This window comes from Lactiplantibacillus dongliensis (genome assembly GCF_005405105.1).
In the GTDB taxonomy this organism is placed as follows: domain Bacteria; phylum Bacillota; class Bacilli; order Lactobacillales; family Lactobacillaceae; genus Lactiplantibacillus; species Lactiplantibacillus dongliensis.
In genome coordinates, this window is record NZ_BJDK01000016.1 from 1 (window position 1) to 12,419 (window position 12,419).

Annotated in this window: 10 protein-coding genes and 9 tRNA genes; 16 read left to right on the forward strand and 3 right to left on the reverse strand. The window is 48.4% G+C overall.

Features of this window, described 5'->3' with window-relative positions; all coding sequences use genetic code 11:
• Positions 1-3 precede the first annotated feature (3 nt).
• From FFM80_RS07250 to FFM80_RS07295, 10 genes are all read left to right on the forward strand, one after another.
• Positions 4-76: transfer RNA gene (locus tag FFM80_RS07250), tRNA-Glu, on the forward strand.
• A gap of 4 nt (positions 77-80) precedes the next feature.
• Positions 81-153 (forward strand) — tRNA-Val (locus tag FFM80_RS07255).
• 56 nt (positions 154-209) lie between these two features.
• A tRNA-Phe gene (locus tag FFM80_RS07260) sits at positions 210-282 on the forward strand.
• Positions 283-287: 5 nt separating this feature from the next.
• Positions 288-370: transfer RNA gene (locus FFM80_RS07265), tRNA-Tyr, on the forward strand.
• A gap of 8 nt (positions 371-378) precedes the next feature.
• Positions 379-452: transfer RNA gene (locus FFM80_RS07270), tRNA-Trp, on the forward strand.
• A 5-nt stretch (positions 453-457) separates the two neighbouring features.
• Positions 458-530 (forward strand) — tRNA-His (locus FFM80_RS07275).
• Between the two features lie 7 nt (positions 531-537).
• Positions 538-609, forward strand: a tRNA-Gln gene (locus FFM80_RS07280).
• A 21-nt stretch (positions 610-630) separates the two neighbouring features.
• A tRNA-Cys gene (locus FFM80_RS07285) sits at positions 631-701 on the forward strand.
• Between the two features lie 58 nt (positions 702-759).
• Positions 760-844 (forward strand) — tRNA-Leu (locus FFM80_RS07290).
• A gap of 542 nt (positions 845-1,386) precedes the next feature.
• Positions 1,387-1,869: a hypothetical protein gene (locus FFM80_RS07295; protein ID WP_137640202.1), complete on the forward strand. Its 483-nt coding sequence runs from the start codon at positions 1,387-1,389 to the stop codon at positions 1,867-1,869.
• Between the two features lie 103 nt (positions 1,870-1,972).
• Here FFM80_RS07295 and FFM80_RS07300 read toward each other — a convergent pair whose 3' ends face one another.
• Together FFM80_RS07300 and FFM80_RS07305 are read right to left on the reverse strand one after the other, a co-directional pair.
• Entirely contained in the window at positions 1,973-2,494 is a 522-nt protein-coding gene (locus tag FFM80_RS07300) for a GNAT family N-acetyltransferase (RefSeq protein ID WP_137640203.1), read from the reverse strand.
• An 84-nt stretch (positions 2,495-2,578) separates the two neighbouring features.
• On the reverse strand, positions 2,579-3,442 hold the full coding sequence (locus tag FFM80_RS07305; protein WP_137640204.1) for a metallophosphoesterase family protein: 864 nt from the start codon (positions 3,440-3,442) through the stop codon (positions 2,579-2,581).
• 583 nt (positions 3,443-4,025) lie between these two features.
• Here FFM80_RS07305 and FFM80_RS07310 point away from each other — a divergent pair.
• Genes FFM80_RS07310 through FFM80_RS07335 form a run of 6 tightly spaced genes read left to right on the forward strand, consistent with a single transcriptional unit; the run spans position 4,026 to position 10,133 of the window.
• Positions 4,026-5,504, forward strand: coding sequence for an MFS transporter (locus tag FFM80_RS07310; protein ID WP_137640205.1), 1,479 nt, complete (start codon positions 4,026-4,028; stop codon positions 5,502-5,504).
• Entirely contained in the window at positions 5,497-6,666 is a 1,170-nt protein-coding gene (gene aroC / locus FFM80_RS07315; RefSeq protein ID WP_137640206.1) for a chorismate synthase, read from the forward strand. Before FFM80_RS07310 ends, aroC begins: the two co-directional genes overlap by 8 nt.
• Positions 6,667-6,669: 3 nt before the next feature.
• Positions 6,670-7,209: an amino acid biosynthesis protein gene (locus FFM80_RS07320; protein ID WP_137640207.1), complete on the forward strand. Its 540-nt coding sequence runs from the start codon at positions 6,670-6,672 to the stop codon at positions 7,207-7,209.
• A complete protein-coding gene (gene aroA, locus FFM80_RS07325) occupies positions 7,206-8,513 on the forward strand; it encodes a 3-phosphoshikimate 1-carboxyvinyltransferase (protein WP_137640208.1) in 1,308 nt (435 codons plus the stop codon). The genes FFM80_RS07320 and aroA overlap by 4 nt, the downstream gene beginning before the upstream one ends.
• Complete coding sequence (locus tag FFM80_RS07330) at positions 8,510-9,607, forward strand: prephenate dehydrogenase (RefSeq protein ID WP_137640209.1); 1,098 nt, start codon at positions 8,510-8,512, stop codon at positions 9,605-9,607. The genes aroA and FFM80_RS07330 overlap by 4 nt, the downstream gene beginning before the upstream one ends.
• A 1-nt stretch (position 9,608) precedes the next feature.
• Entirely contained in the window at positions 9,609-10,133 is a 525-nt protein-coding gene (locus FFM80_RS07335) for a shikimate kinase (RefSeq protein WP_137640210.1), read from the forward strand.
• 472 nt (positions 10,134-10,605) lie between these two features.
• Here the strand turns inward: FFM80_RS07335 and FFM80_RS07340 are convergent, their stop codons facing one another.
• Positions 10,606-12,399 (reverse strand): glycerophosphodiester phosphodiesterase, encoded by a 1,794-nt coding sequence (locus tag FFM80_RS07340; RefSeq protein ID WP_137640211.1) that lies wholly within the window; start codon positions 12,397-12,399, stop codon positions 10,606-10,608.
• Positions 12,400-12,419 lie beyond the last annotated feature (20 nt).

A 12,419-nucleotide genomic window follows, 5' to 3' on the forward strand; every position in this document is an offset into this window, starting at 1 on the left:
TATGACCCCTTGGTCAAGTGGTTTAAGACACTGCCCTTTCACGGCAGTAACATGGGTTCGAATCCCGTAGGGGTCATCATGGAGGATTAGCTCAGTTGGGAGAGCGTCTGCCTTACAAGCAGAGGGTCACAGGTTCGAGCCCTGTATCCTCCATATGATGAGTTTACTCATCACTAATTTAATAGACTTCATCATGAAAAATGTAATTTGGCTCGGTAGCTCAGTCGGTAGAGCAATGGATTGAAGCTCCATGTGTCGGCGGTTCGATTCCGTCCCGCGCCATTTATGGAGGGGTAGCGAAGTCTGGCTAAACGCGGCGGACTGTAAATCCGCTCCTTCGGGTTCGGTGGTTCGAATCCACTCCCCTCCATTTTTCATAGGGATATAGTTCAATGGTAGAACAATGGTCTCCAAAACCATCGATGTGGGTTCAACTCCTACTATCCCTGCCATGATGGCGGTATTGGCGAAGTGGTTAACGCACCGGATTGTGGCTCCGGCACGCGTGGGTTCGATTCCCACATACCGCCCTTTGATTGGGTTATAGCCAAGTGGTAAGGCAATGGACTTTGACTCCATCATGCGCTGGTTCGAATCCAGCTAACCCAATTGGGTTTGGGCAAAAATGATGGCGGTATAGCCAAGTGGTAAGGCAGAGGTCTGCAAAACCTTCATCACCGGTTCAAATCCGGTTACCGCCTTTCCTGAAAGGGTTGTAAACCTGATCAGCAAATAGCATTAAGTCCAATTCTTTTTTATGCCGGCGTGGCGGAATTGGCAGACGCGCTGGACTCAAAATCCAGTTCCCGTTGAGGGAGTATCGGTTCGACCCCGATCGCCGGTATCATTGCTACATACGTAGTTACGATATGAAGAGACATCATACTTTAAGTGTGGTGTCTTTTTTTTACCGTTGCAACAGAGCATATCAACGATATAATAATCAGTTTTTGAAAGCTGATTTTTTAGATTTGGAAACGAGGCTGTCGTCGAAAGGGTTCGATACCGGCGATCGGGGTCGAACTCGGTTATGCTGAAGCTGCCCCATATAAGCCGGTAAAGTCCATTTTATCGGCTTATATAATTCAAGGCTAGGGCGTCTATACTGCATTTGAAAGGGACTTGGCATGAAAGTTATTCGCTTTGTCATTGTTTTTACTAATGGTTGGAACTATAGCGACGTTTCCGGCTAAGGACGGAAGATCAAACAAAAGTGGTATAGGGTAATCCGAGACTTTCAAGACAGTTACTGATTTGATTTTTGTAAGTTACACCAGCTAAACCATGATTACTCAGATCGAGCTAATGGCAAGTATTGATTAACAGAATAAAGATTGATAGACTAATTTTTAACGTATCAATCTTTTTGTCAAATGAGGACCTAAAATGACCCTAGTTAAAACAGTTTACGATTCAGCTTTACCGACAGTATTACTGTCTTTACATCCAGAAAACACGCAAGCGATTGTCGCGCAGACCAAAGTCGTTGAATATCGACATCGCTTTTTAATGCAGCCATTTCAAGCGTTTGTCTATACGACTGGTCCGCAAGGTGGTGTCAATCTGTTTATGAAGTGTGCCCAACCCGTTCGAGTTAACGTGTTAGCACAAATGGGTTGGCAACTTCAAAATGAGAATAGCGAAAAGCCTGATGCTTATTTTGAGGCCCATAGAAGCGATTTGGCGATTCCAATTACTGAGTGGGTACAAATTCCCCTGATTGGGTTAAAAACGCTTAGAATGAACTTTGATAATTTTGTAACCCCGCGTAGTTATGTCTTTTTAGATCGACCGGCGCGCCAGGCTCAATTGGCTTATTTTTTACAGCAATCGATTTTGAAGCGGGGGTTAAATGAGTGGCCTTTCTGAAGGGCGGTAACCCCAATTTTATGGCCTGTTTTAATAAACGTAATTAAAAAAGCCTGTTTAACTAATCACAGCACGTGATTTAAGCTAAACAGGCTTCTTGACTTTACTTAATTAACTTTTCATAAACATAGCAAACGTCATCTTGGTGATAAACGCCGACCATTTCGCCGACTCGTTCAAAGCCCATCTTAGCAATCAAATGTTGCATGGGTAAGTTATCAGCATGGGTGTCAATCCGGATGCTTTTAATATCGGGATGACGGCGGATAATGTGATCAATCATTTTTTCAAAGAGTTGGGTGGCGTAACCATGACCAGCTTTACTGGAATGAATGGCCACACGGTGGATGACCCGGTATGGTTCGGTCGTGTTCAGCCAAGTGGCTTTGGCCGTATCATAGGTCGTGTCGGGTGACGGCACGACGGCAACAGCGCCAACAGTCGCATTATCGTCTTCATTGAAGAGATAGGCCGATCCACCCATAATATCTTCGGTAATCTGATTACGTGATGGGTAGTCGCCTTGCCATTGGTTCACGCCGGCTTCGGCCAATTGGTTACGGCCGTCGCTTAAAATGTCGATGATTGTATCAATATCATCGAGGGTTGCTTTCTTGAAATACATGTTGCAGTGCTCCTCTCCTGTTACATCGGCGCGGATTCACGCTGACTTAAACAGTATACAGAAATCTGGTCAGATTGAAAGGATTTACTTCTGATTTTCATTAATTTTTCCATTTTGCAAATCGGTCAAAATCTGCGCTGCCTGACTAGCTAGCTGATGCTCCTCATTATAGGCGGCGACGGCACTGGGGGCGTACTGATATGCTCCCGTTACTAAGGTTTGTTCGTAGAATGGTAAGTAGGGGAGCTGGTGATCACGAGCGATTCGAATCGCGGCTTGCCAGTCGAACGGGACTTGGCGATAACCAATATCTAGGAGGCCGTGATCGTCGAACGTCAATAGTAAATACATCGCGCGCTGTTGCCGGAGCTGCGGATGAACGGCGGTTGGTAGGCCGACCGTGCCCGCATTTAAAATTACCTGGCCATTAGTTGAGTAACGCATCAATGGTTGGTGTGTGTGCGCGTAAATCACGATATCCGGATCACCCGTAGCAGCCTGGTCAAAATTAACTTGGGCTTCAGTTGGCGCTAACGTATGTCCGCTGGCGAAGTTTGGCAAGACGTGTTGCAAGCGAATCTTTAGGCCGCCGACTTGTTTGGTCACAGTGAGCGGGAGGTGGACTAATTGCTCAAAATGGGCGGTTGATAATTGGGCGCGGTCATAAGCCGTTAAAATCGTGGCCATAATTTGTTTCGGCTGGTTAAACGTAGCAGGGGTCGCAGTTAAAACTTTACGATAGTTCTGTTCATGATTGCCTAGCACGTAAGCGGTGGGGGCAACTTGATCCAGTAAGGTCATGCAGCGTTCAGCTTCCGGGCCGCGCACGGTAATATCGCCGACTGTCCAAAACTCGGTCGCCGCTTGTTGTTTGGCATCCGCTAGCACCGCAGCTAGGGCAGTGGCGTTGCCATGAATATCCGATAGTACGGCAATTTTATGTAACATGAGTGATAGCCTCCGTAAGTAAGATTAAAGTCTTTGATTCCCTTAATGGTTTCTTTGAGCTTTTGTTAACTGACTGTAACGCGGTTGCAATTGTGACGCAACTTGGTTCTGGTAAACTTGGTCATTGGAACGAAGTAAACTATCAGCACGTATATTCAAGCCAATTCGTTTCATGTCGCCGTAGTCGTACTGATTACGACGGCTTTTATTTTACTTTTTTTAATGATGAATAAAATTAAAATGAAATTAGTATTGACAGTTATAAATGAGAATGTTTTAATATAAATATCAACTTAACGGAAAGGAAAGATAATTATGACACAACTTTGGTCAACTAACGCGTATTATTATGGCTTTTATTACTTTAGGTAGCGTCCGCATTAGTTTCTTAGATGCGGGCGGTAAACACGCCCGTGTCTAAGGTGAGCAAAGTCATTTTTGTCTTTGACCAGCTAGACACGTGAAGGTCTAGCTGGGAATAAACGTCATTTATTCCTGCATGGTTTTTTAAGCCAGCTAGATTTTCTAAATCTAGCTGGCTTTTTTTATTCTAATTCGTTTTTAATTTTAAGGAGTGGTTAACATGCATAAGAGAGCATTATCGTTGAGTTTATACCTGAATTACTTTGTTCATGGGATTGGGTTAATTATTTTAACGCAAAACATGCAGGCCCTGAGTCAGCACTGGCAAACACCAATTGCCACCGTTTCTTACGTGGTTTCGGGGATTGGGATGGGGCGTTTGTTCGCTTATTTCCTATTCGGCAAATTGTCCGATCGTTATGGTCGTAAGTTATTTATTAATATTGGGATGCTGAGTTACTTAGTCTTCTTCTTAGGGATGGCAGTGGTCACCAACATTCAAGTGGCTTATGCCTTAGCAATTCTAGCCGGCATTGCCAACTCGGCGTTAGATTCCGGAACGTACACGACCTTCATCGAAATGGGCGGTCGGCAAGGGTCCGCTAACGTGTTGATCAAAGCCTTCATGTCCGCTGGTGAATTCATCTTACCGTTATTGATTGCCAGCCTAGAAACAACGCGTCAGTGGTACGGCTGGTCCTTTATGTTAGCGGCCGTCGTTTTGATCGTCAATGTGGTCTTACTGAATCGGCAAAAGTTTCCAGTGCGTAATCAAGTCGATGCGAGCGCCCAAGCTGCGGGTCAACAATTATCCAAAGCCCGTCGCTGGTTAGCCAGTGCTAGCTTAGCTGGTTACGGCTACACGTCAATGGCTGTGATGATCTTATACACGCAATGGATCAGCTTATTCGTGACCAGCGAGTTGAACTACTCGCGAGTATTGGCGCACTTACTATTATCGCTGTACAGTATCGGTTCGATTACTGGTGTGTTAGTCACCTTCTGGTTGTTGCATCGCGGGGCGGCGGAAAATAAAGTATTGCTGACGATGAACTTGAGCTCATTAGTCGCATTGCTGGTGGTGTGTTACACGAGTTGGCCGTGGTTATCGATCGTCGCATCATTCGTCTTTGGATTTACTGCCGCTGGGGGCATGATGCAAGTTGGATTGAACTTATTTATCCGGCTTTACCCTCAAGCTAAAGGAACCGTGACCGGCGTCTTCTTCACATTCGGCAGTATCGCGGCGTTCACAATTCCGTTGATTACCGGCTGGTTGTCGAAGCAAAGTATTGGTGCGGCGATGCGGTTTGACTTAGTGATTGGCTTAGCTGGCGTGGCTTTAGTGGCCTTGGCAGTCTGGGCATTAGGACCAACGAAATCCTTGGCTCACGAACGTCAACACATTAATCAGATTGACCAACAAATCGTCCGGCTACTCAATCAGCGCTTTGATACGGTCACCACGATTGGCGACTTAAAACAAGCTGAACAATTACCAGTCTTAGATCAGCAACGTGAAGATCGCGTTTTAGATCAAGTTGCACAAAAGAGTCAAACGGCTGCCCATACGCCATATTTACAAGCAATTTACCAAGCGATTATGTTAAATTCGCGGGCCTACCAAAGTGCGCGGCAAACGACGACGACCATGACGACTAGCACCACTCAGCATAAGGAGGAATTGACACATGATTAATTACGTGACGGCCGGTGAATCACATGGCCCCCAATTGACTGGCATTTTAACCGGCATTCCAGCCGGATTAACCCTAGATATCGCGGCTATCAATGCCGGCTTAGCTGCGCGGCAAGGTGGCTTTGGCCGCGGTAATCGGCAACAGATCGAGCACGATACGGTCACCGTTACTGGTGGCTTGCGGCATGGCGTGACTCTGGGCTCACCGATTGCGTTAACCATTCAAAATCGCGATCATGCACATTGGCACGCGATTATGAACCCAACTAGTCCCGCAACCGCAGATAACACTTTGCGGCAAGTGACTCGGCCCCGACCTGGTCATGCGGATCTCGTTGGCGGCATGAAGTACGGTCACCGTGATTTACGCAATGTTTTAGAACGGTCATCTGCTCGTGAAACGGCGATGCGGGTGGCGATTGGTCAGATTTGTAAGCAATTATTAGCGCAACTCGGCATCGACTTAGTCGGCTATGTGCAACAGATTGGTCAAATTCAAGTTGATTCCCAAGCGAGCTTGTCAGTCGCTGAATTGACCCAAGCCATTGCCCAAAATGATCTACGGATTACCGATAATGCGCAAGTGGCTGATATTCATGACCTCATTACGGCCACTAAAAAAGCTGGTGATACGCTAGGTGGCGTGATTCGCGTCGTTGCCACCAATGTCCCCGCGGGCTTAGGCAGTTACACCAACTGGGATACGAAGTTGGATGGGCAATTGGCTGCCGCTGTGATGGGCGTCAATGCGATGAAGGGCGTTGAGATTGGCGATGGCTTTGCGGCGGCCGCCAGTTACGGCAGTCAAGTGATGGATGAGATCGATTGGGACGCTGAAAACGGGTGGTCCCGGTTGACGAATCATCTGGGCGGCTTTGAAGGTGGGATGACCAATGGGATGCCCATCATTATTAAGGCGGCGATGAAGCCAATCCCGACCCTCTACAAACCGTTACAAAGTGTTGATATTCAGACAAAGGCGATTCAAAAGGCTAGTGTTGAACGCTCAGATACGACCGCCATCGTGCCCGCGTCAATCGTTGTCGAAAGCGTGGTGGCGATTGAACTGGCGCGCGCCATTACAGCAACCTTTGATGGCAGTAAGTTGAGTCGGTTACAGGCGATGGTACAAGCTTACCGCGCTGAATTACAAGCGTACTAGCCAATGCGGATGCATACGTTAGGTCCTGCCGCCACTGATAGCTATGCGGCGGCGCAAACTTATAATCAGTTGCCTCAGGTGACACCAATGACCATTGTTGGCCACCCGAGCTTTGAAGCGATCTTGACCCATTTGGAACGTTACAGTGGCGACTACTTGCTGCTACCGGCCGCGTTTAAGTCGCCGGCGTTACAGGCAAGTTGGGGAGATGTCCACTATGCGTTACTTGATAAGATGACGTTGACGCGTTGCTTCATGACCCAATTGAACCCGTTAGTGGTCGTACAACGGTTGGATGCGGATAATCGCATCGGCTATACGCATGCCGCGACGGCCCAACTCTTACAACGGATTGTCAGTCATGTCGACGTGCAAACGGCGCCAAGTAAGGTGGCGGCTTATCAACTTTATCAAACCAATCAAGCCGGCTACGTTTTAACGAATGAAAAAAATGTCACACTAACGGCCAATGAACGGGTAGTTAAACGCTTAACTCCCGCGATGGTCTGGTGTTTATATCATATTAAGGATGACGATGAATGAAAAAATTAAGCAGTCAACCCGCTAATGGCCTTCATGGGACATTGACGGTTCCAGGCGACAAAAGTATTTCCCACCGTGGCCTGATCTTGGGTGCGATTAGCCAAGGGACGACCACGTTAACCAACTTTTTACCCGCGGACGATTGTCTGTCAACGTTAGGCGCTATGCGAGCGCTTGGCGTGCAAATTAACCGGGAGTCAACGACCGTGCAGATTACTGGTCGCGGGATTCACGGCTTGACGGCGCCCAAGCAAGCGTTAGATATGGGGAATGCAGGTACAGCGACGCGCTTACTAGCAGGTTTGCTGGCTGGGCAACCGTTTGACAGCACGCTTGTTGGCGATGACTCGCTTAGTCAGCGGCCGATGGAACGGGTCCGGCAGCCACTAGCCACAATGGGTGCCAAATTAGCACTAGTTAACGGTCATTTACCAATGACGATTCACGGCCAGCACCTACACGCCGCTAATTACCAAATGACAGTTGCCAGTGCCCAAGTCAAAAGTGCGTTAATCTTGGCGGCGCTGCAAGCCGATCAGCCAAGTACGATTATTGAAAAATTACCGACGCGTGATCATACCGAGCGCTTACTGCAAGCCTTTGGTGGCGAGATTGCGACGGCCGCGGATGGCAAGACGATTACGGTTCAGCCGCAACCGAATTTGCGGGGACAAAATGTGACCGTGCCGGGGGACTTATCGTCAGCCGCTTTCTTCTTAACGGCGGCTAGTATCGTACCCGGTTCACGCGTGCGATTGCATAATGTTGGTCTAAATCCCACACGAACTGGATTATTAACGGTGTTACAACGCATGGGTGGGGATGTCACAATTACGCCGACTGCTAGTACGGGTGAACCCTTCGGTGATGTGACGGTAGCCGCGACTGAGTTACAGCCGCTTGACTTAACGGCCGCCGATATTCCAGCGGTAATCGATGAATTACCGTTGGTGGCACTATTGGCAGCAACCGCCAATGGGGTGAGTCGGATTAGCGGTGCTGGTGAATTGCGGGTCAAGGAAACGGATCGCATTGCGACGATTGTGACGGAATTGCGTAAGTTGGGGGTGGCGATTGAAGAACGGCCCGATGGTTTCGTGATTGATGGGCGGCGGGCTTGGCAGGTGCAAACGTCGCAATTAGACAGCCATGGCGATCACCGCATTGGGATGATGATGGCCATTGCAGCGTTGCGGCTGAAGACACCGTTAACTTTGGCAAATGCCGCTGCCATTAGCATTTCGTACCCGAACTTCTTCCATGATCTACAACAATTATTACCGTCAACGGAGGTGTTGGTATGATGCAAGTACTGATTAAAGGGCTCGGCCTGATTGGCAGTTCGCTGGCCTTAGCGATTCGCCAAGCGCATCCAGACGTCACGATTGTGGGCAGTGACGTGGTGCCAGCAACACTTGACTATGCGCAACAAAGTCAGCTCGTTGATGACGTGACAACTGATTTCTCAACTGCAGCGGTGACGGCTGATGTGATTATTCTAGCTGGACCAGTGGCTGTGATTTGTGATGACTTAGCGACTTTAGCGACCTTGTCGTTAAAACCACAAGTGGTGATCACTGATGTCGGCAGTACGAAGCAGACCGTCTTAGCCGCCGCGCGACCGTTACAACAACGGGGGTTAGCCTTTGTGGGTGGGCATCCAATGGCTGGCTCGCATAAGTCGGGCGTGATGGCGGGCCGCGCGGATTTATTTGAAAATGCATACTACTTCTTAGTTCCCGGTTTGGCGCCTAAAGCCGCCGTCCAGCAGTTGCAAGCTTTATTAGTGGGCACACATGTTAAATGGCTCACGGTGACGCCGAAACAACATGATCGCTTAGTCGGTCAACTCAGTCATTTGCCACATGTGGTGGCCGCGGCGTTAGTGAATCAAACGCAACAGGCGTTGGCTGATTCACCGCTAGGGCTACGGTTAGCGGCGGGGGGCTTTAAAAGCATTACCCGAATCGCCTCAGCTGATCCGACCATGTGGCAGTCGATTTTATTGAACAACGGGCAAGTCGTAACCAGCCAATTACAGGCTTATATTGACCAATTAGCTGCCATTAAAGCCGCGATTGAACAGCAAGATGCGCCTCAAATTAATGCGTTTTTCGCTGCCGCCAAGACGACTCGTGATCATTTAGGTCCGGAACATCTGGGCAGTCTACCTAACTTCTTTGATTTATTTTTAAATATTCCGGATCAGACCGGTGCGATTGCTGATGTGACCCAACGCTTGGCTGCCGCAGGGTTAAGTTTAGTGAATATTCATATTTTAGAGATTCGAGAAGAAGTCGATGGTGTCTTACAAGTTACGTTTGGTGATGCCGCTACGCGTGATCAAGCGGCGTCGGTATTACAACAAGCAGATTATCAGATTGTGAGGAGAAATTAATATGGAAGCAATTTTAATTGGATTTATGGGTAGTGGCAAAACTACGGTCGGTCGGCTATTGGCGGATCAACTTACCACGCAGCATGCCGACTTGGATGACATGATTGTTGAACGGGCCGGTCAAGCGATTACGGCGATTTTTGAGCAGCATGGGGAAGGGTACTTCCGGCAGTTGGAACAACAAACCTTGCGTGGCGCTTTAGCGCAACCCGGCGTCCTTTCAACGGGTGGGGGGACGCCGACGATTCCGGCTAATGCGGCAATTTTGACAGCTAGTCCGGTGCCCGTGATTTGTTTAGCGGCGGACGACACCACGATTCTTGACCGTGTCGCCCATGATACTAGTCGGCCGTTGGTTAATGACCTAGACACGGCGGCTTTATTAGCGTTAAAGCACCAGCGCGCACCTTTATACGAAGCCGCGGCGGACTTGGTGATTCAAACCGATCAATTAGCGCCAACTGAAATTGTGGCCACGATTCAAGACTGGTTAAGTCAGCCTGCCCGCCGGAGCGCTCAAGCTTAAGTGTGGTGGTATGTTGCCGCTACGGTTGGCCTGGATTGACGCTGGAACGTGGTGGCCACGTTTGCAAGCCGAAAAGCGGTCTTGCAAATCGGGCTTTGACTAAGGTCGGGAAAGACCACCCGGCCTAAGTCAAACGACACCACTGAGCGTCATCCAGTCCGCCCTGCGCTGAATAAGTGCTATTGTTGGGTGGTCCTGCAAGATTGTGTGACTGTTCGAATTGATTATATTAAGCAGTTATTTATAGATACCTGATGATTAACGTCGGGCGGTCCAGAATTGGCTCAGTGGTGTCGTTGATCTTAGTGGCCCGGTTTTGGGGCACTTAGATCAAGCCCGGCTTGCGAGACCGTCCTTGGCTCGCAAACGTGGCCACCACGTTCCAGCCGATTCTGGGCCAACCAGAGTGACAAGTTTAGCCAACTAATACATAAAGCCCTCGCTAACATTTGCTAGCGGGGGCTTTGAGGTGCTATTCATTAGAGGTTAAGCTCAATTCATTCATAAAAGTTAAGAGTAGTTTCGAATAACCGGGATGATTGGTATTAGCCTTGGCTTCGACTTGCATCTCATGTAGATTGTCGGTGATGATGCCGTTGACGCCCATGAACATCATCTGATCCATCAAGTCGGTGTCGTCGATATCCCACGCGTAAACTTTTTGATGATTGCGGTCGGCTTTGTTGACGAATTGATCGTTCAGCGTGGTCGCTTCCATCGTATAGCCATTAGCGCTCGTGTAGGGGAAAGTCAGATTGTAGGGCAAGATGTAATTGACGAATTGATGCGGGTCTTGCGTTTTTAGATCCGTCATGACGTTGTAGCTGAGGGTATGCACTTGATCATGATTTTTGCGTAGTGTTTTCCCATATTGTTTAATGAAGCGCGTTGTGTCTTGACGGGTGTACGCTGACGTCGGTTTGATTTCGACTAATAGTTTTTGATGGTGCTGATGAGCGACGGTTAGATAGTGGTCGAAGCTAGGAATTTTAGCTTGGTAGCCGTTTTCGTGGACCGTTAATTTAGTCAACTGCTGCAAGGTTAACTGTGCGGGCTTTTTCTTAATGCCCGCTAATTTTTTTAAATTAGTATCGTGCATCACGACAAATTGGTGGTCTTTAGTGACTTGCACGTCCATTTCGATGTAGTCGGGATGCTCGCGACTGGTCTTAAGTAGCGAGGGGATCGTATTTTGAACCCCATTACCATTATCGACGCCACGATGGGCAATCATCAACGGTTGGGTGATGGCAAGACCGTTTAGATAGATTAAGTTAAACGCAACTAGCAGACCGCTTGCTAACGTTAAACCGATGATGACGGTCGTACGAGTCAGTCGTTTAAGACGTGGCGCCTCGTTGAACCGGAGCTGGTTTTGCATGGGCAAGGTTAAATCTTGTCGGTAACAGGCAATGATGAGCATCATAAATAACACGGTCGTGTAGCAGATGATGATTTCCGTGACGACTTCCATGATGAATAAGTTAACGGTGGCGGCGGCCATCCCCCAGTGGGTGCGGTCGAAACCGAGCTGAGCGGCGTAGATGACACTATAAATGACCGATACCGTCAGCGTGATCATACCCAAAATGACGAGCATGTGCCAGAGATACCGCCAGATACGATGCTGCGTCTGGTGCCAGCTCCGTTTAACCGCTTGTCGCCACGGCAATTGGTCGATAATCATGAGTGGCAATAGGCTGATTAAGCGGACCCCCAGATAGCCAGCGCCGAGATAGAAGACGGCCAAGGCCACGGCTAACCACGGATTATCAAGTAAATAACTGACGATAAAAGCTGGAATCTGCGCTTTATTTAGGAGCGGTGTGGTAAAAAGATAACTCCCAAATGGCAAAATCACGATAAAGTAACCGATAAAGAATAGGAAGGTCCCGATTGATGTGTGATTCAAGCTGCGAACCGTGTCATACAACACGTCACGGACCGTTGCTGGCCGCCCATTAAGAATATTGATGATGCCCAAAAGTAGAAAGGCGAATTGCCAGTAAACTAAAATGATCACTGCTAGTAGTAACCCTAGCATACCAATAAAGGCTAATGGTTCCTTAACGATAATCTGGCCAAAATTGGTATAGGAAACGTAGGCCACGCCTTGCCACTTCAATAACTGTTCCAAAGCCCAGTTAAAGAATGGAATCGCCAGGTAACTAATGGCTAAGTTAGTGCCAAAAACTAGTGCCACGTAACTACCCCAGTGCTGATAAAAACGGCGAGTCCCAGCCCGCCAAAAATGCCATGCCCCCATGTTGCAGGCCCCCTAAAATT

What these genes read in the sequence shown, in the direction of transcription:
- FFM80_RS07295 (WP_137640202.1), top strand. Translation starts at nt 1,387, where the DNA reads ATGACCCTAGTTAAAACAGTTTACGATTCAGCTTTACCGACAGTATTA.
- FFM80_RS07300 (WP_137640203.1), bottom strand. Translation starts at nt 2,494, where the DNA reads ATGTATTTCAAGAAAGCAACCCTCGATGATATTGATACAATCATCGAC.
- FFM80_RS07305 (WP_137640204.1), bottom strand. Translation starts at nt 3,442, where the DNA reads ATGTTACATAAAATTGCCGTACTATCGGATATTCATGGCAACGCCACT.
- FFM80_RS07310 (WP_137640205.1), top strand. Translation starts at nt 4,026, where the DNA reads ATGCATAAGAGAGCATTATCGTTGAGTTTATACCTGAATTACTTTGTT.
- aroC (WP_137640206.1), top strand. Translation starts at nt 5,497, where the DNA reads ATGATTAATTACGTGACGGCCGGTGAATCACATGGCCCCCAATTGACT.
- FFM80_RS07320 (WP_137640207.1), top strand. Translation starts at nt 6,670, where the DNA reads ATGCGGATGCATACGTTAGGTCCTGCCGCCACTGATAGCTATGCGGCG.
- aroA (WP_137640208.1), top strand. Translation starts at nt 7,206, where the DNA reads ATGAAAAAATTAAGCAGTCAACCCGCTAATGGCCTTCATGGGACATTG.
- FFM80_RS07330 (WP_137640209.1), top strand. Translation starts at nt 8,510, where the DNA reads ATGATGCAAGTACTGATTAAAGGGCTCGGCCTGATTGGCAGTTCGCTG.
- FFM80_RS07335 (WP_137640210.1), top strand. Translation starts at nt 9,609, where the DNA reads ATGGAAGCAATTTTAATTGGATTTATGGGTAGTGGCAAAACTACGGTC.
- FFM80_RS07340 (WP_137640211.1), bottom strand. Translation starts at nt 12,399, where the DNA reads ATGGGGGCATGGCATTTTTGGCGGGCTGGGACTCGCCGTTTTTATCAG.